This is a genomic window from Ahrensia marina (genome assembly GCF_001293565.1).
Classification (GTDB): Bacteria; Pseudomonadota; Alphaproteobacteria; order Rhizobiales; family Rhizobiaceae; genus Ahrensia; species Ahrensia marina.
Window position 1 is genome coordinate 34,637 of sequence record NZ_JXMU01000019.1, and the last position, 19,430, is coordinate 54,066.

The 19,430-nt window shown below is 49.4% G+C and carries 18 protein-coding genes and 1 tRNA gene; 8 read left to right on the top strand and 11 right to left on the bottom strand.

Going from position 1 to position 19,430, the window contains the following annotated elements; all coding sequences use genetic code 11:
- Window positions 1–102: 102 nt before the first annotated feature.
- The 3 genes from yidC to rpmH are packed head-to-tail and all read right to left on the bottom strand — an operon-like array spanning window position 103 to window position 2,525.
- On the bottom strand, window positions 103–1,944 hold the full coding sequence (gene yidC / locus SU32_RS13005) for a membrane protein insertase YidC (protein ID WP_053999814.1): 1,842 nt from the start codon (window positions 1,942–1,944) through the stop codon (window positions 103–105).
- 3 nt (window positions 1,945–1,947) lie between these two features.
- Window positions 1,948–2,352, bottom strand: coding sequence for a ribonuclease P protein component (rnpA, locus tag SU32_RS13010; protein WP_053999815.1), 405 nt, complete (start codon window positions 2,350–2,352; stop codon window positions 1,948–1,950).
- 32 nt (window positions 2,353–2,384) lie between these two features.
- Window positions 2,385–2,525 (bottom strand): 50S ribosomal protein L34, encoded by a 141-nt coding sequence (gene rpmH, locus SU32_RS13015; RefSeq protein ID WP_018688788.1) that lies wholly within the window; start codon window positions 2,523–2,525, stop codon window positions 2,385–2,387.
- A gap of 343 nt (window positions 2,526–2,868) precedes the next feature.
- On the opposite strand from rpmH, the gene SU32_RS13020 reads away from it, so the two are divergent.
- From SU32_RS13020 to SU32_RS13035, 4 genes are all read left to right on the top strand, one after another.
- Entirely contained in the window at window positions 2,869–3,666 is a 798-nt protein-coding gene (locus SU32_RS13020) for a TVP38/TMEM64 family protein (RefSeq protein WP_053999852.1), read from the top strand.
- A 36-nt stretch (window positions 3,667–3,702) separates the two neighbouring features.
- Window positions 3,703–5,130: a dihydrolipoyl dehydrogenase family protein gene (locus tag SU32_RS13025; protein ID WP_053999816.1), complete on the top strand. Its 1,428-nt coding sequence runs from the start codon at window positions 3,703–3,705 to the stop codon at window positions 5,128–5,130.
- 38 nt (window positions 5,131–5,168) lie between these two features.
- Complete coding sequence (locus SU32_RS13030) at window positions 5,169–6,650, top strand: sensor histidine kinase (RefSeq protein ID WP_211097770.1); 1,482 nt, start codon at window positions 5,169–5,171, stop codon at window positions 6,648–6,650.
- A 109-nt stretch (window positions 6,651–6,759) separates the two neighbouring features.
- A tRNA-Arg gene (locus tag SU32_RS13035) sits at window positions 6,760–6,836 on the top strand.
- Between the two features lie 193 nt (window positions 6,837–7,029).
- On the opposite strand, the gene SU32_RS13040 is transcribed toward SU32_RS13035, so the two are convergent.
- Entirely contained in the window at window positions 7,030–7,455 is a 426-nt protein-coding gene (locus SU32_RS13040; RefSeq protein ID WP_053999853.1) for a VOC family protein, read from the bottom strand.
- Window positions 7,456–7,523: 68 nt separating this feature from the next.
- Here SU32_RS13040 and SU32_RS13045 point away from each other — a divergent pair, with 68 nt between their 5' ends.
- Complete coding sequence (locus SU32_RS13045; protein WP_053999817.1) at window positions 7,524–8,117, top strand: TetR/AcrR family transcriptional regulator; 594 nt, start codon at window positions 7,524–7,526, stop codon at window positions 8,115–8,117.
- Window positions 8,118–8,204: 87 nt separating this feature from the next.
- Here the strand turns inward: SU32_RS13045 and SU32_RS13050 are convergent, their stop codons facing one another.
- From SU32_RS13050 to pyrC, 5 genes are all read right to left on the bottom strand, one after another.
- Window positions 8,205–9,587 carry an aspartate aminotransferase family protein gene (locus tag SU32_RS13050; RefSeq protein WP_053999818.1) on the bottom strand — a complete coding sequence of 461 codons (1,383 nt, stop codon included), beginning with the start codon at window positions 9,585–9,587 and terminating at the stop codon, window positions 8,205–8,207.
- Between the two features lie 16 nt (window positions 9,588–9,603).
- On the bottom strand, window positions 9,604–11,088 hold the full coding sequence (locus SU32_RS13055; RefSeq protein ID WP_082376742.1) for an NAD-dependent succinate-semialdehyde dehydrogenase: 1,485 nt from the start codon (window positions 11,086–11,088) through the stop codon (window positions 9,604–9,606).
- 107 nt (window positions 11,089–11,195) lie between these two features.
- Entirely contained in the window at window positions 11,196–11,678 is a 483-nt protein-coding gene (locus tag SU32_RS13060; RefSeq protein WP_053999819.1) for an Lrp/AsnC family transcriptional regulator, read from the bottom strand.
- Between the two features lie 84 nt (window positions 11,679–11,762).
- Window positions 11,763–12,467, bottom strand: a complete 705-nt coding sequence (locus tag SU32_RS13065; protein WP_053999820.1) for an orotate phosphoribosyltransferase — start codon at window positions 12,465–12,467, stop codon at window positions 11,763–11,765.
- 27 nt (window positions 12,468–12,494) lie between these two features.
- Window positions 12,495–13,559, bottom strand: coding sequence for a dihydroorotase (gene pyrC / locus SU32_RS13070; RefSeq protein ID WP_053999821.1), 1,065 nt, complete (start codon window positions 13,557–13,559; stop codon window positions 12,495–12,497).
- 264 nt (window positions 13,560–13,823) lie between these two features.
- On the opposite strand from pyrC, the gene SU32_RS13075 reads away from it, so the two are divergent.
- From SU32_RS13075 to SU32_RS13090, 3 genes are all read left to right on the top strand, one after another.
- Entirely contained in the window at window positions 13,824–14,567 is a 744-nt protein-coding gene (locus SU32_RS13075; protein WP_053999822.1) for an SDR family oxidoreductase, read from the top strand.
- Window positions 14,568–14,993: 426 nt separating this feature from the next.
- The gene (locus SU32_RS13085) at window positions 14,994–15,461 is read left to right on the top strand and encodes an SRPBCC family protein (RefSeq protein WP_053999824.1); all 468 of its coding nucleotides are present in this window, start codon (window positions 14,994–14,996) and stop codon (window positions 15,459–15,461) included.
- Between the two features lie 105 nt (window positions 15,462–15,566).
- Window positions 15,567–17,063, top strand: coding sequence for an inorganic phosphate transporter (locus SU32_RS13090; protein WP_053999825.1), 1,497 nt, complete (start codon window positions 15,567–15,569; stop codon window positions 17,061–17,063).
- Here SU32_RS13090 and SU32_RS13095 read toward each other — a convergent pair.
- Both SU32_RS13095 and SU32_RS13100 read right to left on the bottom strand, forming a co-directional pair.
- A complete protein-coding gene (locus tag SU32_RS13095; RefSeq protein WP_053999826.1) occupies window positions 17,035–17,490 on the bottom strand; it encodes an NUDIX hydrolase in 456 nt (151 codons plus the stop codon). The genes SU32_RS13090 and SU32_RS13095 overlap by 29 nt on opposite strands.
- Before the next feature lie 61 nt (window positions 17,491–17,551).
- On the bottom strand, window positions 17,552–19,348 hold the full coding sequence (locus SU32_RS13100; RefSeq protein ID WP_053999855.1) for an IlvD/Edd family dehydratase: 1,797 nt from the start codon (window positions 19,346–19,348) through the stop codon (window positions 17,552–17,554).
- Window positions 19,349–19,430 lie beyond the last annotated feature (82 nt).

Below are 19,430 nucleotides of genomic sequence, written 5' to 3' on the forward strand. Positions count from 1 at the left end.
CACTTACTCCTGTTTCTCCGGCTGTATAAAATGAATCGGCGCCAAAAACAAGAAAGGCCGCCCAATAGGGCAGCCTTTCAAGAAAGTTTGGTGTGTCAGAAGCTAGGTTGCGCTGCCGCTACCTTTGCCAAACATTGCTTTGATATTATCAACAAGAGCAATTTCAGCACCGTTCTTCTTCATGATGTAGCCCTGCTGAATAATTGAAAGCAGGTTGTTCCAGGCCCAGTAAATCACTAGTCCGGCCGGGAAGGTTGAGAGCATGAACGTGAAGACAACCGGCATCCAGCGGAAAATCATCTGCTGCGTGGGGTCCGGTGGTGCAGGGTTCATCTGCATTTGAATGAACATCGTAATGCCCATGAGAAGCGGCCATACACCCAAGAGCACGAAGGCCGGCAGAACTTCTGCTGCGCCCCATGGAATGAGCCCGAACAACTCCCAAATGCTTGATGGGTCTGGCGCTGACAAATCCTGTATCCATCCGAAGAATGGCGCGTGACGCATCTCGATGGTGATATAGATCACTTTATAGAGCGCAAAGAACACAGGAATCTGGATCAGCATCGGCCAGCAACCGGCAACCGGATTGATCTTTTCTTTCTTGTACAGCTCCATCATCGCTTTTTGCATTTTTTCGCGATCGTCACCGTATTTCTCTTTGATTTCCTGCATCTTTGGCTGGACAACTTTCATACGCGCCATTGACTTGTATGACTTGCTGGCAAGCGGGAAAAATACAGCTTTTACGATGACCGTTGTTAGAAGAATCGCGACACCAAAGTTGCCGATCAATTCATACAGCGGGTTCATGATGTAGGTGAAAAGCGGCTTCGTGATGAAGTGGAACCAGCCCCAGTCAATCATCAGCTCAAACTGACGGATACCTTGGTCGGCTTCGTAGCCATCAATAATGCTTGTCTTTTTCGCACCGGCAAAAAGCTGCGACTTAACAGTCGTTGTCGCACCGGGCGCAACAGAAATTGCATCGGTTAGATAGTCTGACTGATATCGCGGCGTGCCTTGTGTGAAATAAGAATAGCGCGGCTGGAACGATGTCTGTGCACCGCCGCCGCCAGGAATAAGAGCTGTTGCCCAATATTTATCAGTGATGCCAAGCCAGCCATCTTGCGACTTATCCGGTGTGATTGTCCCTTCATCTTCCATTTCTGCGAAAGTCGTCTCCAGCAAACCTTGTTCACCGGTGACGCCAACCATACCTTCATGAAGGATAAAGATCGGTGCGGTTTCAGGTTTGAAGTAGCGTGTTGTGCGGCCGTAATTCTGTATGGAAACAGCTTCCGCACCTGTGTTTTCAACAGCATCAGTAATCGTGAACAGATATTGATCGTCGATCTCAATCGTGCGGTTAAATGTCAATCCGTTAGGCGCGTCGTAAGTCAGTGTTACCGGTGAGGAAGGCGTCAATGTAGCATTTGCCGGCGCGGACCACTGTGTGTTCGGGCCAGGTGCCCCTTCAAAGCCAGCATAGCCAAACTCGGCAATATAGGCACGTTCAGCACCGGCAGGTGTCAAGACGTCAACGATTGGGGAGCTTTTGTCTACCGTGACGTGGTAGTTTTTAAGCGACAAATCATCAAAGCGTGCGCCTTTAAGATTGATCGAGCCTTTGAGCAGGTCTGTATCAATAGCGATGCGCTCGCTGCTGGCCAAAACGCTAGCGCGATCCGTAGTCACTGCACCGGCAGTATCCGAACCAGCTTGCGGTATATCACCGTTGGATGCAGCATTGCCGGAAGGATTTGCAACAGGAATATCGCCTGATGGACTGGTGGAAGGGGACGTTTGCGGATTGGCGGCTTGCTGCGCAATCTCGGCTTGGCGCTGATCCTCAATGCGCGGATTGACATAGAAAATCTGCCAAAGCGACAGAATGCCAACCGACAGTGCGATGGTCAAAAAGAGATTGCGGTTATTATCCATGGTTTACACGTCCGGTTTCGCATTGTGGGCGGCTGGTCGAACATCAAGCCGCTTGTGGGATTTTCGTATGAGGTCAGCAATATCTGACTGCAATGTGACAAATGGCACCGTTAAAGCGTTCGGCTTTGCAATGAACACATAGTTATTGCCGTCGCGCATTTTTAGGTTTTTTGCGCTTTGAATTGCAGCGCGCATACGCCGTTTGATGCGGTTACGTTTTACCGCATTACCGTTTTTCTTGGTTACGGTGAACCCGATGCGCGGATGATCGCGGTTTTCACCCACAATCTGTGCTTCGCACCGCAAAGCTTTGGCGGTGGCGCGAACGCCATTGCGCGCGCTGAGAAACTCAGCACGCTTTCGCATCATGTGAGGAAGATTTTTCTTTGCTTTTCCGGATTGTGCCATGCCCTAAAGCTGCTCAAAGCCGGTAAGACAAATTAAGCAGAAAGCTTTTTACGGCCTTTAGCGCGGCGACGCGCCAAAACATTGCGGCCGGCAGCAGTTGCCATACGCGAACGGAAACCATGACGGCGTGCGCGAACAAGGCGTGAAGGCTGAAAAGTACGTTTCGTTGACATGTCTATCTCACCGCACTTGAGCGATGACCTCTAATCTTGTTACTTGGAAGGACCAGATCGACCGGTAGAGGCGCAATACTTGCTGCCGCCGGACCCTTAAGCCCAATCGTTGGTGGCTTATGATCGACCAAGACCCGAATGTCAATGCAATCTGACGGATTTGCATTCAATTCCTTGACGGTGACGGGCCGCAGAACCTTCTCACATTTCCGTGAGGGGAAACGCTGATTCAATCAATAACACTCGCTTCACGGGTTTGTTGGTTGTTGTTGAACACAAAAATCAGCATTTCAGAGAAAAGATAAATGGCAGCACGACGCAAGTGCGTTGCAGGAATTATGAAATGACTGATACAGCAATGAGTATGACCCAAAAAACAGACGATATACAAAGTGTAGAATCGCCCCAGGCAAAAACAGCCGTCTGGAAACGCTATTTGCCTGTTGCCATTATCTTGGGTGGGCTGGGTATCGGTTACGCCTACGGCCTGAATGATTACTTTAGTCTAAGCTTTCTGGCAGAACAAAGAGAAGCTTTAAGCGCCTATGTGGAAGCCAATTTTGCGATTTCATTATTGTCATTCGGCGCACTCTATGCCGTTGCAACGGCGTTTTCATTCCCGGCGGCTTCAATCCTGACCATATTTGGCGGCTTTTTGTTTGGCTGGCTTGTTGGCGGTATTGTTGTGGCTGTTTCGGCAACACTTGGCGCGACAGCCCTTTTTCTAGCAGCTAAAACGGCTTTTGGTGATTTCCTGAAAGAGAAAGTGGGTGGCAGAGTCAAAAATCTTGCTGAAGGTTTTGAAAATGATGCTTTCAGCTATCTCCTTGTTTTGCGTATCGCGCCAGTATTCCCGTTCTTCATTATGAATATCGCGCCGGCGCTATTCAATGTTAGCTTGCGCACATATGTGGCTGCGACCTTCTTGGGTATTCTGCCTGGCGTTTTTGCCTATGCTTATTTGGGGCAAGGGGTGGAAAGTGTTCTGATCGCCGCACAGGAATCCGGTCAGGAGGCAAGTGTTGCCGATCTTGTTACAACGGAAATTACGCTTGCATTTGCAGCCCTAGCCATTGTTGCTGTTATTCCGACTATCGTCAAAAAATTACGCCGCCGTAACTCACAAAACGAAATAGACTAAGCCGCATAGCGGTCATGAGATATCAAGGGGACAAAAATGACTGAATTACTTCAACCGGATATCTGCGTTATTGGCGGCGGCTCCGGCGGTTTGACTGTGGCAGCGGCAGCGGCGGCTTTTGGGGTCTCGGTCGTGCTGATTGAAAGCGGAAAAATGGGTGGCGACTGCCTGAATTATGGTTGCGTACCATCGAAAGCCATGATCGCAGCCGGTAAAACCGCAAACGCAATGCGCCATGCCAACAAATTTGGAATCAAATCGGTTGAGCCGGAAGTAAACTTCAAAAAAGTACATGACCATATTCACAGCGTAATAGGTGCAATCGCGCCCAACGATTCTGTCGAGCGTTTCACTGCGCTTGGCGTGAAGGTTATCGAAGCGCACGGAAAGTTCGTCGATAAAGATACTGTTGTCGCAGGTGATTATGAAGTCAAAGCCCGACGGTTCGTCGTCGCGACCGGATCATCAGCATTCGTGCCACCTATTCCCGGTCTTGATACGGTCGAATATCTGACCAATGAAACGCTTTTTGAGCAAACGCGGCGACCGGCTCATTTAATTGTTATCGGCGGCGGACCGATCGGTATGGAAATGGCGCAGGCGCATCGCCGTCTGGGAAGCGAAGTGACGGTCATTGAAGGCTTGAAGGCGCTGGGTAAAGACGATCCAGAGCTTGCCGGGGTTGTGTTGCGAAATGTGCGTGAGGAAGGCGTGCAAATCATGGAAGGCGCCAAGGTTGTCGAGGTTGCACAAAAAACCAAAACGACGATCAAGGTTACAGTCGAAACCGATGATGGAAACGAAGAAGTTGTTGGGTCACATATATTGGTGGCAACGGGCCGTGCTGCGAATGTTGATGGCCTTGATCTTGATAAAGCCGGTATCGATTATGAACGTAGCGGCATCAAAGTTTCAAACGCACTTAGAACATCCAATAAGCGTGTCTATGCGATTGGCGATGTGGCCGGCGGCCTGCAGTTTACGCATGTAGCTGGATACCATGCCGGTCTTGTTATTCAGTCTATTTTGTTCCGTTGGCCCGGCAAAGAGAACCGCGATATTATCCCTTGGGCAACCTATACGGACCCAGAGCTAGCCCATGTGGGATTGAGTGAAGAGGCGGCGCGAAAACAAAGCAATGACATTACAATATTGCGCTGGCCTTATGCTGAAAATGACAGAGCACAAGCAGAGCGCAAGACCGAAGGGCTTGTTAAAGTCATAACCAGTAAAAAAGGTAAAATTCTGGGCGCTTCCATCGCGGGGCAGGGCGCAGGAGAGATGATCAATATCTTTTCTCTGGCTATCTCGCAAAAGATGAAGGTTCAGGATTTGCGCGGCTACATCGCGCCTTATCCGACGATGACGGAAATTTCAAAGCGGGCAGCGACATCTTTCTCTGCACCAATGACGCGTAAGCCATTTGTACGCCGCATAATTGGCTTCTTGCGCATGTTTGGCTAGGCTTGAATTGCGATAGTGCACACAAAGAAAGTATCTCGATGTCTGCTGATGTAGCCGATACAAGCAAAATCAAAGTAAGTGCTACCCGAAGCCTTTCATCCAAACTTTTGGGGCTTACAATTGTATTTGTTTTGATTGCAGAAGTTTTGATGTTTGTGCCTTCTGTCGCCAATTTCCGGATTGAGTGGCTTAAGGAGCGGTTGAATACGGCTGGCGCTGCAAGCGTGTTGATCTCGACCGAAACAAGTGCAGATTTATCGCGGGCTGCTCAAGACGAAGTCTTGATGGCAACCGGCGCGAAAGCAATTGCTTTGCGCACCGACGGCACTGCCCGCCTTGTTGTCGTTGCTGAAATGCCGCCGCAAGTGGACGACATGGTCAATGTCGACAATTTTTCGCCTTTTGATGCGATTGCCGATGCTTTTGACACGATGATTTTTGGCGGCGATAAAGCGCTGCGGGTTGTTGGTAAAATCGGTGACTCCGAGCAAATAATCGAAATGGTATTGAATGACGACAAGCTGCGGGATGCCATGCTTATCTATGCGCGTAATGTCGCGATCATTTCGTTGCTGATATCAGTATTCACGGCACTCTTGGTTTTTCTGGCGATCAATCGGATCATGATCAGACCGGCACGCGCAATCACGCGGTCTATGCTAAAATTCGCGGCAGATCCGTCTGCACCGGATGCGGTGACAGAGTTTGAGGACCGTAATGATGAAATGGGAATTGCCGCGCGTGAGCTTATCACCATGCAGCGCCAGTTACAGAACACATTGCGCAGTCAGAAACGTTTGGCGGATCTTGGTCTGGCCGTTTCCAAAATAAACCATGATATGCGTAACATTTTGGCTTCCGCTCAGCTTATGTCGGACATGTTGGCCGATAGTGACGACCCAGCAGTGAAGCGCTTTGGGCCAAAGATTATCCGTACGCTTGACCGTGCGGTCAATTATACCAACGATGTGCTGTCTTACGGAAAGGCACAGGAACAATCTCCGCAACGCCGCCGTATTGCACTTGCATCTGTTGTTGAAGATGTGCGTGACCACTTGGGAATCGCGGTTGATGAAGATGTAGCGTTTTCGTCGACTGTTGGCGGTGATTTTGAAATTGATGCCGATCCAGAGCAACTGTTCCGTATTTTGCACAATCTATGCCGTAACGCAGTTCAGGCGATGCGAGATGATCAAATGCCGTCATCGATCAAGCGCCTTGATATTTCCGCTACGAAGAACGAAACAAATATCACCATCAATGTTGAAGATACCGGCCCTGGATTGCCTCAAAAGGCCTTGGACAATCTCTTTTCCGCATTTAAAGGTTCTGCCCGTCACAATGGTACCGGTCTGGGGCTTGCCATCGCGCATGAACTGATTACCGCGCATGGCGGTTCGATTAATCTTCGCGAAGGGCGCACAGTCGGCACACATTTCGAAATTCATCTGCCTGTCGGCAAAGGTGGTATGATGCCCAAGAAGGAGCCTCAGATGCCAGCGGACTCTGTAGAAAACTAACTTGCAAGATAAAATTGGCGTTAGATGGAAAAACTGCAATTGAACACTTGCATTTTTGTTTTCGAAGGACTACCAACCGCCAAGTCGCAATGCAGAGCATATGCGCAAAGCACCCGTAGCTCAGCTGGATAGAGCACTTGACTACGAATCAAGGGGTCGGGAGTTCGAATCTTCCCGGGTGCGCCATCTCTTTCCTCTATAAGAATATCATTTCATCTGAGATAACTCAGCATGTCCGCAGGCCCATCTTCAGTGGCCTCTTCCGTACACAGCTTTCATTTTGAATATAGATGGTCTGGCTAGCGCAATGGCCCCAATGTTGGCGGGCCTCAAAATATTAAAAAGGGCAGATACTGAGAATACCTGCCCAAAAGCTTGTTTATTGCGGCAGTGCTTCTCTTTCAAATTGCGCAATAAATTCAGCGCTTGGCGGAATCGGTTTTATGACGTCAATCAATACACCTGCCGGATCGCGTGTAATAAAGTGTCTTTGACCGAAAGGCTCATCGCGCAATTCAAGAAGGATCGGCAAGTCCTTGCTTTTTAACTCTTCATAAATTGAGTCGACATCTTCCACTTCAAAATTCAGTAAAATGCCGGAAGCCCGACCGCGCGCCGCTTCAGGAATAGTCGCGTGATCTCCCTGAAGGATTGCCAGATTGACACTTTCATAAGTGTTAGACTGAAGGTGAACATACCAGTCACTGTCAAAAAGTGACCGAAAATTGAAATGGGTTTGATAGAACGTACTGATTTCAGGGACATTTTCCACCATTAGAACGGGATAATATTGTGTCAGTTTCATCGCTTGCATTCCTCAATAAAAACATACACACTGTATGTGAATAATTAAATAACATACAGGCTGCATGTATGCAAGAGAGACGTAAAAATATCGACCGTACTCAGGAAACGCGTAGCGCTTTGATCGGCGTTGCCCGAACGCTCTTCTTTGAAAAGGGTTATGCTGCAACGGGAACGCCAGAAGTGGTTGAAATGGCGGGTGTAACGCGCGGGGCGCTTTACCATCATTTCAAAGATAAAAGAGCTTTGTTTAAAGCGGTTGCGGAGGTGGAAGCGTCAAATATTGCTCAGGAGATCGAAGCTAGTTCAATCGATGCGGCAAATTCTGCGGATGCATTGCTGGATGGCGCAAGAGCTTATTTTCAGGCTATGCGGAAGCCGGGCCGAATTCGCTTGCTCTTAATTGAAGGGCCTGCGGTTCTTGGACCTGAAGAGATGCGCCAGATAGATTTGGATACTGGCGGACGCGAACTGCGGATCGGGCTTAAAGAGGCGATGGGAGCCGGCGTGACTGCCGAAGAGGTGGATATATATGCAGATCTAGTATCGGCAATGTTTGATCGGGCTGCGCTGGCATGCAACGGACAGCCGGATAGCAAAGCTTATGAGAGCGTTCTTTCTTCTCTGCTCTCAAGCTTAACGAACACGCGCTCCCAGCCATAGATTTGAAAGAATATTGAGTCGGCCTTTTCTTTCAGGCAAAAATGTGAAGCCAGTTCTGGCTTCACATCAAGTGTAGTTTATTGAGGCCTATTGACCCAAGACTTCAACAACAGATTCTTTTGTTGCTTCAACCACCTTGTCAGCTTCATCGCGTGACAGTGAGAACGGTGGCGCAAAACCGATAATATCACCCTGAGGCATCGCGCGCGCAATAACACCGCGCTCCAGCATCTTGGCAACAACCCGCGGCGCTACTTTTTCGGAAGCATCGAAGAACTTTCGGCTATCGCGATCTTTTACGAGTTCGACAGCGCAGAGCATTCCTTCACCGCGAGTTTCTCCGACATTGACATGTTCGCTTAAGGCGGTGGTCATGGTCTCATTCAGATATTTACCGACAGTTGCAGCGTTTGAAACAAGCTCAAGCTTATCAAGTAGTTTCAGGTTGGCTACACCGGCGGCAGCGCCTATCGGATGCGCGGAATAGGTCCAGCCATGTCCGATAGCACCGTTTTCATCCGTGCCGCGTTCGAGGACTTCCCACATCTTGTCGGAGATGATTGAGCCGGAAAGCGGTGCATAAGCAGAGGTCAAACCTTTGGCAATGGTGATAATGTCCGGTTTCATACCATAATGGTCTGATCCCATCATCGAGCCAAGGCGGCCAAATCCGGTAACAACTTCATCGGCGATCAAAAGAATATCGTATTTGTTCAAAACCTTTTGGATCGCGTCCCAATATCCGGCCGGTGGTGGCACAATGCCGCCGGTGCCAAGAACCGGCTCTCCAATGAAAGCTGCAATTGTATCTGCGCCTTCCCGCTCAATCATTGCTTCAAGCTCGGCGGCACAATGGGCAGTAAACTGTTCTTCGCTCATCGATAGATCATCGCGGCGATAGTAGTAAGGTGCCTCTGTGTGAAGAATCTGGTCGAGCGGCAAATCAAACTTTTTATGAAAGAGTTCCAGCCCTGTGAGCGAGCCTGTTACAAGGCCGGAACCGTGATAACCGCGCCAACGCGATATAATTTTCTTTTTCTCAGGGCGGCCAAGAATGTTGTTGTAATACCAAACCAGTTTGACATTGGTTTCGTTGGCATCCGAGCCGCCAAGCCCGTAATAAACATGGTTCATACCGTCTGGCGCGCGGTCCGTAATCATTTTCGATAGCGTGATCGAAGCTTCAGTGCCGTGGCCGACATAGGAATGGTAATAGGCAAGCTCACGGGCTTGCTCGGCAATGGCCTCGGCAATCTCTGTGCGGCCATATCCGACATTAACGCAATATAGACCGGCAAATGCGTCAAGCGAGCTGCGCCCTTCGCGGTCTGTAATGTGAACGCCATTTGCACCCGTAATGATACGGTTGCCCATTTCGCGGCGGGCAAACTGGCCTAGATGCGTAGACGGGTGGAAGAAATGATCATGATCCCACTGTGTTAGCTGATCGTTTGTAAGTTGTTTATTCATCTCTTTTTCCTTTGTTCTAAGCCCAGTCACGGCAGACATATTTTATTTCAGTAAAGGCTTCCAAGCCAAAACGCGACCCTTCGCGTCCAAGTCCGGATTGTTTCATTCCGCCAAACGGAATTGGTGCACCGGTTACCTTCGTTCTGTTGACGGCAACCATGCCAAAGCGAAGCGACCGGCTGGCGCGGTAAATGCGGCGCGGATCTTGCGTATGAAGGTAGGCAACAAGGCCGTATTCAGTATCGTTAGCGCGCTTAATTGCTTCTTCTTCATTGTCAAATGATGAAATGGCTGCCACAGGACCGAACGTTTCTTCGTGCATGATTTTCGCATCTGCTGGCACATCGGCAAGCACAGTAGGTTCAAAGAACAGACCGCCCAGCGAATGTATGTTGCCACCGCAGAGCAGCCGCGCACCGCGGGCAATTGCGTCTTCAATATGCTCCTTTTGCTTGGCGACCGCTTTTTCATTCATCAAGGGACCGATGTCAGGATCATCGATCCCGGCGCCAATTGTCAGTTCCTTTGTACGTGCAGTAAAAGCCTCACAGAATTCTTCGTAAACCGAACGCTCAATCAGGAACCGGTTGGCGCCCAGGCAATCTTGCCCCGATGTTGCAAATTTGGCCTTTATCGCCTCGTCCACGGCGCGGTCCATGTCGGCGTCTGCAAAAACAAGGAATGGGGCATGTCCGCCCAGTTCCAATATCAACCGTTTAATGGTGTCCGCGCTTTGATGATAAAGCAGCCGTCCGACTTCCGTTGAACCGGTAAACGAGACCGCTCTAACGCGTGCATCCTCCATCCACGCCCCGACGATCTCCGGTGCTTGCCCGGTGATCACATTAAACACGCCATCCGGCATGCCTGCACGTTGTGCCAGTTCAGCCAGTGCAAGCGCAGAGTAAGGTGTTTCGATGGACGGATGGGCTACAACGGTGCAACCAGCGGCAAGCGCCGCACCGGCTTTGCGCGTTAGCATAGCGGACGGAAAATTCCACGGCGTAATAAGGGCGGCAACACCCACTGGTTCGCGCCATATCTCTACTTCAGCATCGGGCAGATGCGATGTAACATTTTCAATGTTCGGACGGCGCGCTTCTTCCGCATAGAATTCAAGAAAAGCTGCGGCATAATCAATTTCGCCGCGGGATTCGGAAATAGGCTTGCCCTGTTCGGCCGTCATAATCAGCGCCAGGTCTTCACGGTGTTCCAGCATGAGTTCGAACCAACCGCGCAAAATGGCCATGCGCTCTTGCGGTAATTTACTTGCCCAGTCTGGCCATACGTCATGGGCAGCTTTTAATGCGGACTTTGCGTCATTTGGCGAAAGACAGGCAATCTGGCCGATTGCATCTCCGGTCGCGGGATTTGTCACGGCGATTTTTTTGCCATTTTGTCCCTCTGTCCATTGGCCGCCCAAGTAAGCTTGTTCCTGAAGCAGACTTGGGTCGCTCAAGTTAGAAAAGATAGATTGGGTGCTGTTGATAGTTTTGGACACATCAGCCTCATTTGCAAAAAAGTGGAGTGTCTCAAGCTACCATAGAGGCAGGCGAAAATTGTTCGGAGATTTATGGCATTGCTCCGAAAATATGCCGGAAGAAGGCGTTATTTCTGAAGAAGTATCTCAAATGGCGGCGGTGCGTCTTTCACTGGTTTCGTGACGATGTAGCTAAAATAGCGTTTAACACCGGCCCTTTGCTCCAGTACATTGTCGATTAATAATTGATAAGTCTCTATATCGCGGGTGACAACCTGCATCAGATAGTCATATCCGCCACCAAGAGCCCAGCATCCCGTGATTTCATCGTGCTTTGCAATCTCACGTTCGAATTGGTCGAAATCCTGCGCGCGGTGTTCTCCAAGCTCAATCATCACAAATACAGTGACTGTCGGACCAAGAGCCTTCAAAGAAAACTCTGCGCGATATCCGGTAATTACACCTGCTTCCTCAAGACGCTGTATGCGTTCCCAACAGGATGTTGTGCCAAGACCGGTGCGGCGCGCGAGCTCGCTTTTGCTCAAGCGGCCATTTTTGACAAGCGCGGCTAAAATACTCAGATCAATTTTGTCGAGGCGATGGGATTTCATCGGATTATTGTTTCGAGTAAGCCAGCCTGCTTGTCAATTATTGCCGCTTTATTGTTTGCACAACAGCAAGCGCGTACTGCTTTATTATTTGTCCACCGATGAAATTTTTGTCACGCCGCCATTGGCCCCTGACCAGCTAAGCGGGTCGTCCAGAAAGCTTTCGACCTGAGTAAGGGTTTCTTTGTCGAAATAACTTTGCTTTTGGCATACGGCCAAGACATCGCGCCATGTTGCAAGATAATGCAGATTAAGGCCAATCGATTGAAGATTCTGAGTCGCCTCAGGAAAGATGTCATAATAGAAAACAACAATCGTATCAGAAATTTCACCGCCGGCATTGCGGATAGCTTCGCAAAACTTGATCTTGCTGCCGCCGTCGGTTGTCAAATCTTCGACGAGCAGGACACGTTTGCCTTCAACTGAATTACCTTCAATTTGTGCGTCGCGGCCAAACCCTTTTGGTTTTTTGCGAACATAATGCATCGGCAAGCCAAGGCGCTCAGAAATCCATGCTGCAAATGGAATGCCCGCGGTTTCGCCGCCAGCCACACTTTCGATTGTTTCAAAGCCGATGTCACGCAAAATTACCCCGGCGGCAAAGTCCATCAATGTGCTGCGAATACGCGGGTAGGAAATTAGTTTGCGGCAATCAATATAGACGGGACTCGCCAGTCCGGATGTCAGCATGTACGGCTTGTCAGTGCGGAAATGAACAGCGCCAATCTCCAGTAGCATCTTTGCAGTCATCTCGGCGATCAGTTCGCGATCAGGGAAATTACTTGTGTTCATTATCTTGCCTTTTATCGGTGTGACAGCTCAAGCAGCGTTGGCGTCAATCTCTTGATGCTTCCAAAATAGGGGAAAGCCAGGGTCAAATACAGTTACTTTGTCGTTGTGAACGTCTATTTTATTCGGATAGACAATTGGTGTTTCAGACTTGGTAAAACGTATGTACTTTTCGTTGGGCTCCAAACCATAGAAGGCAGGACCGTTCAAGCTTGCAAACGCCTCCAGATTATCCAATTTGCCGTCCTGCTCAAAAACATGGGCGAGGCAGCTCAATGTGTTAATCGACGTGTAAATGCCGGCACAACCGCATGCGGACTCTTTTGCACCATCAGGATGCGGGGCAGAATCCGTGCCAAGGAAAAACTTCGCGTTACCGGAGGTTGCCGCCTCGCGCAGAGCAAGGCGATGTTCTTCACGCTTCGCGACCGGCAAGCAATAATAATGCGGCTTGATGCCGCCCACCAAATAGGCATTCCGGTTAATGATCAGATGATGGGTGGTAATTGTCGCACCGATATTATCGCCGCCTGATGAAACATAATCAACACCGTCGCGCGTGGTCACATGTTCCATGACAACTTTAAGATCGGGGACTTTACTGCGAATAGGATCCAGAACCCGCTCGATAAAGACAGCTTCACGGTCAAATATATCGATATCGGGATCGGTCACTTCGCCGTGCACAAGAAGCGGCAAGCCGATTTCTGCCATCTTCTCTAAAATCGGAAGAATTGTTTCAAAGTTACGCACGCCGCTGTCGGAATTGGTGGTCGCGCCTGCCGGATAGAGTTTCAAAGCTCTGATAAGACCGGATGCGGCACCGGCAACAACATCATTTAAGTCTGTTGTTTCCGTTAGGTATAAAGTCATCAAAGGTACAAAGTCATGACCGGCGGGCTTGGCGGCATTGATGCGTTCTTTGTACTCATTGGCCTGTGACGTTGTGACGACCGGCGGCACAAGATTGGGCATGATGATAGCCCGTGCAAAGTTTTCGCTTGAGTGGGCAATTACGGCTTTAAGCATATCGCCATCACGCAGGTGAATGTGCCAGTCGTCCGGCTTTCTGATGGTGAATTCAGATTGGCTCATTGCTGCTGCTCCGTCACGATATTCCAGATTGTCTTTTGCGCGACTATACGGAAATTACATCGCTATTTTTAAATTTGGTAAGCGTGGAATAGCTGCATATGGAAAAAGCGCAAGGCCAAGCAGTTGTTGTCAGCGCTAAATCCAACGGTTTCACACCTTGCGATAAGACCGATTGCTACATAATCATTTGTCCCAAGGTGATAGTCATTAGTGTGTACATGTTGCCGAAGCAGACGAATAAAGGCACATGAAGAGGAGAATGTTTTGTCAAAAGTAGCGCTGGTTACCGGTGGAGGGTCAGGCATTGGGCTGGCATGTGCAAAAACACTCGCTCAAAATGGCTATGCAGTCATCATTACCGGCCGTGACCAACAGAGGCTGACAAAGGTAGCTAATGAAATTGGCAAGGAGCATTGTGCGGCAATAGCGTGCGATATAACACAGCCTGATCAAGTGGACGCGCTATTCGGCGCTATTGAAGACAAACATTGCCGTCTTGATGTGTTGTTTAACAATGCAGGCGGCAACGTATCTGCGGCCCCTATCGGTGATATACCCGTTGATGAATGGCTGAAAGTTATCAATGTCAATTTGAACGGCGCATTTTTATGTGCCCGTGGCGCGTTTAACCTCATGCGCAGGCAAAGCCCGCAAGGCGGGCGCATCATCAATAACGGTTCGATTTCTGCATCCGTCCCGCGTCCGGGATCTGCGCCTTACACTTCATCCAAACATGCGATTACAGGTTTGACGCGGTCCATCTCGCTGGATGGACGCCCTTATAATATTGCCTGCGGTCAAATTGATATCGGCAATGCGGCGTCCGATATGACCGCTGCAATGGTAGAGGGTGTGCCGCAGGCGGATTTATCAATTAAACCAGAGCCGGTAATGGATGTGGCTCATGTTGCCAATTCAGTTTTACACATGGCCAATCTGCCGCTTGAGGCGAATGTCCAGTTTATGACTGTGATGGCAACGACTATGCCATTTATTGGTCGAGGTTAAGTTTTTCGAACTTTGCAGGCTGTGAAGCAAGTGTGGTCAAAGCGCTGCCAGTCCTTTTGTAATTACGAAGACAGTCAGGCAGATCAGAATAACAGCACACATCATCTTAATGTGTGCTCGCATCTTTCTTTGTGAGGCTAATCTCGCTTTAGCGGCGTGTTCGGTTTGAGCATTTTGTAGTCGCCGCCTGATTTCTTGAAGCGCGGCGTTGTCGTCTTTATTCACATTCATCCCCTTGTGTTGAGGGCATGTACGGAGCCAAAGGCAATAAAGTTTCGTGTAATATGCTTTGTGCTGAACGATGGTAAATGAAGGATTAAAGTAAGGCTGTCTCCTTTGGCGCCTAATATGAGTCGATATCAATAAGAGATTTGGTGTCGCACTGTTTTTTAGGTAAGGTTGTCGAGAGTATCAGGGAGGCGAGCGATGGCTTTAGAAATGTCAGGGAGTGAAGAAATTGCGGCGGACATTCAAACGGTTTGGGCCGCGCTTAACGATCCGGATATATTGAAAACCTGTATTCCGGGATGCAAGGAGTTGGAAAAAGAGGATGAAACCCATTTAAATGCTGTCGTCAGTTTAAAGATCGGACCAGTGAAAGCCAATTTCAAAGGCGCGGTTGAACTGCAAAACCTCAATCCACCGCACGGCTACACAATTGTCGGGGAAGGGCAGGGCGGCATAGCCGGGTTTGCCAAAGGCGGAGCCGATGTAAGTTTGGTTGAAACAGCACCTGATTTAACAACTTTAAATTATACAGCAAAAGCGGATGTCGGTGGAAAAATGGCGCAACTTGGCAGCCGGTTAATAGACTCGACAGCCAAAAAGCTTGCATCTGCGTTTTTCGCCAATATAAACGCTCATGTTTCAAGTGGCGGCGAAGACGCTGTCTAGACAAGTATCCACTGCCTATATTGCATCAGCTAAAGCCTTCATTTCAAAATTGAGCTAACAGGGCCTTTTGCCGTGTATATTTGTGTTTAAATTCGGAGTACAAGTTTGACCGCACCCGATAAAAATCCTGGAAATCGTTATGTAAATGACCTGCGCCGTATCGAATATGGTCAGTCGCAATTTTTCAATTTACGCAGCATTGTCGTCCCGCTTGGTTTGTCGGTGATTTTTCTTGCCGTTGTCGGGCTATTGGTCGGTCGTTCTTACTCCAGTTTCGGTAATGAAACGCTCATCGTTGTAATCGCTGCCATCGTTGGTGGCTATATGGCGCTTAATATCGGTGCCAATGATGTTGCGAATAATATGGGACCGGCCGTTGGCGGTAAGGTTCTAACTGTTCTGGGCGCGGTTTTCATTGCTGCTATTTGTGAGACAGCCGGCGCTTTGCTGGCAGGCGGTGATGTTGTTTCGACAGTGTCAAAGGGCATCATCTCGCCTGAAAGCGATCAAATCTCTGTTCAGGACTTTCGCTCACTCATGCTTGCAGCACTATTTGCGGCAGGGCTGTGGATTAACTTGGCAACTTGGTTGAGCGCACCGGTATCAACCACACATTCCATCGTCGGGGGCGTGCTTGGCGCGGGGGTTGCTGCGTCCGGTTTTGGCCTTGTCGATTGGAATACGATGGGGCTTATCGCTGCAAGCTGGGTAATTTCGCCTGTATTTGGCGCAGCGGTGGCGGCCGCGTTGCTTTACCTGATTAAGATTAAAATTCTAAACGTTGAAGACAGAATTCCGGCAGCCAAAAAATGGGTGCCGATTTTGATCGCTGTCATGGCCTCTGCCTTTACGGCCTATATGGCAACAAAAGGGCTTAAGAAGATATGGAGCCCCTCTTCGGTAGAAATAGTCATTGCTTCGCTGCTAGCTTTTGGTGTCGCGTATTTTCTGGCACGACCCCATATCGAGCGGAAGATTGTAGGTCGGCAAAATACCAAAAAGGACATGTATGGTCTTTTTGATGTTCCCTTAATCATCGGTGTTGCTCTCCTTTCATTTGCCCATGGCGCTAATGATGTTGCCAACGCTGTCGGGCCGCTGGCTGCAATTGTATCCACACTTTCAAGCGGAAATGAAATCGCAAGTCAGGTTGCAATTCCGATCTGGGTTATGGTTGTAGGTGCTTTTGGTATCGCGATAGGTCTCGTGCTGTTTGGCCCGAAACTGATCTCAGTCGTTGGTGAGAAAATTACACGTCTTAATTCACCGCGTGCATATTGCGTAGCGCTTTCATCTGCTGTGACAGTGTTGATTGCGAGTAACTTAGGACTTCCCGTAAGCTCAACTCACATTGCTATTGGCGCTGTCTTTGGTGTTGGCTTTCTAAGAGAATATGTTGAGAACCCTAACAAGCGCAAATTGCGTCCCGGTCACAAGCTCAACGCGACCGCAGATGATGCGTTTGATGCTGTTGCCGCGCACAGAAAACGTCGTCTGGTGCGCCGCAATTTTGCACTTTCCATCGCGGCTGCCTGGGTGATCACAGTTCCGGCTTCAGCGTTCCTTTCTGCCTTTATTTATTGGCTTCTACAGCTTGTTTAATTCTGGGAGAAAGCCGTTTGAATTGCTTTATGACTTCAAGATAGTCATCATGATAGGCAACACGCGGCGCATCATCAAGCAGAGCCCAATGCCGTTCCCGGCTGTCCATTTCCGGGAACTCATCAACCTGCTTGCGCACAAACATTGGGTAATAAGTTACCGGAACACGGTCGGTTGTCCCATCGACGGTTGATTTTTCAATCATGACAGTCATTGGAAAATCGGTCAGTATCTTTCCCTTGATGCCTGCCTCTTCAAATGCTTCGCGGATTGAGGCTTCGCTATCCGACTCGCCCTTTTTTGAGCGGCCTTTAGGCAATATCCAACGGCCCCGGGTTTGAGACGTCACAAAAAGCACGGCGATTAAATCGCCGCGCATGGAAAAGGGAATAATCCCGACCCGATGGTCCTTTTTCTTATCACTCATGATATTACTTCTAAGTACTTCTCTGTGAAATACAAAGGTGCTTATTGCCACAATCCACTAATTAGTGGCTGTCACGGGGAAGTCCGAGGTTTTGTGCAATCGCCTGATATTTGGGCGCATTCTTCAGCACCATGCCTTCATCAAACTGATCGACAATGCCGCGCTGAATCTCCTGCCACGGTGTCTGAGACTCAGGATACGGGTAGCCGCCTTTTGCAATAAGCGCCTCTTTTCGTGCGTTTAATTCCGCATCATCAATCAAAATATTGACTTCGGCCTTATTGAGATCAACCCGTAGACGATCACCCGTTTGTAAAAGTGCAATCGCGCCCATTGCAGCAGCTTCAGGCGCGCCATTGAGGATCGACGGTGAACCGGATGTACCTGATTGACGCCCGTCACCGATGCAGGGCAGTGACGTAATCCCTTTTTTAATAAGATGGGCTGGCGGCTGCATATTAACAACTTCTGCACCACCGGGATAACCGATCGGCCCTGCGCCCCGCATGACGAGGATTGTATTTTCGTCAATGCCCTCTTTAGGATCATCAATACGGTGATGATAATCTTCAGGCCCGTCAAAAACGACAATTTTGCCTTCAAACGCATCAGGGCTATCCGGATTGGATAGATATCGTTGACGGAACTCTTCTGAAATAACGCTGGTTTTCATGATGGCAGAATTAAACAAGTTACCTGTCAGATTTATGAAACCTGCATTTTCCAACATTGGCTTTGCAACGGTTTTAATAACATCTTCATTTGCGTTTTTAACGTTCGCGCAATTGTCACCCATCGTTTTGCCGTTGGCTGTTAAAGCTGTCGGGTGCGGCAGAAGATTTTCTTTCATGAGCTCCATGACAACTGCGGGAACGCCGCCGGCGCGCGAGTAGTCTTCACCTAGATATTTGCCCGCAGGCATCAAATTAACCAGAAGAGGAATTTTATGGCCAAGCTTCTGCCAGTCGTCATTGGTGAGAGGCACACCAAGATGCCTTGCAATCGCGTTCAAATGAATAGGTGCGTTGGTCGAGCCGCCAATGGCCGAATTGATAACGATTGCGTTTTCAAAGGCCTCGCGCGTCATAATATCGGATGGTTTGAGGTCTTCTCGCACCATTTCGACAATACGCTTGCCAGTCTCATAAGACATCTGCCCGCGTTCACGGTAAGGCGCCGGTATTGCGGCAGAACCCGGCAATTGCATGCCCAATGCCTCGGCAAGCGAGTTCATTGTCGTTGCTGTGCCCATCGTGTTGCAATAACCGACCGAAGGCGCAGAGGCAGCGGCCGCCTCCATAAATTCTTCATAGTCGATTTCGCCAGTCGAAAGCTTCTCGCGCATTTTCCAGATAACCGTACCTGAACCTGCACGCTCACCTTTCCACCAGCCGTTGAGCATCGGGCCGACAGAAAGAGCTATGGCGGGAATATTGACCGTCGCTGCGGCCATGAGCATTGCAGGCGTAGTCTTGTCGCAGCCGATAGTCAGCACAACACCATCAATCGGGTAGCCGTAAAGTACTTCAACGCACGACAGATAGGACAGGTTGCGGTCCAGCGCTGCTGTAGGGCGTTTGCCAGTTTCCTGAATAGGATGGACAGGAAACTCAATGGGAATACCGCCCATAGCGACGATGCCATCGCGCACACGTTTTGCAAGCTCGATGTGGTGACGGTTACATGGAGACAAGTCTGAACCGGTTTGTGCAATGCCAATAATCGGCTTGCCGGATTGCAACTCTTCGCGCGTTAGACCAAAATTCAAGTATCGTTCCAGATACAATGCGGTCATGCCGGGATTGTCGGGGTTGTTAAACCAGTCCTGGCTGCGTAGACGTTTTGGCGCTTTGCTCATCATACCCTCTGAATTTGTGTATGGTTAAATGCCTAAGCCATCGATAATTGTGCTTCAAGCCGTTACTTTTCTTTGGCTGTAG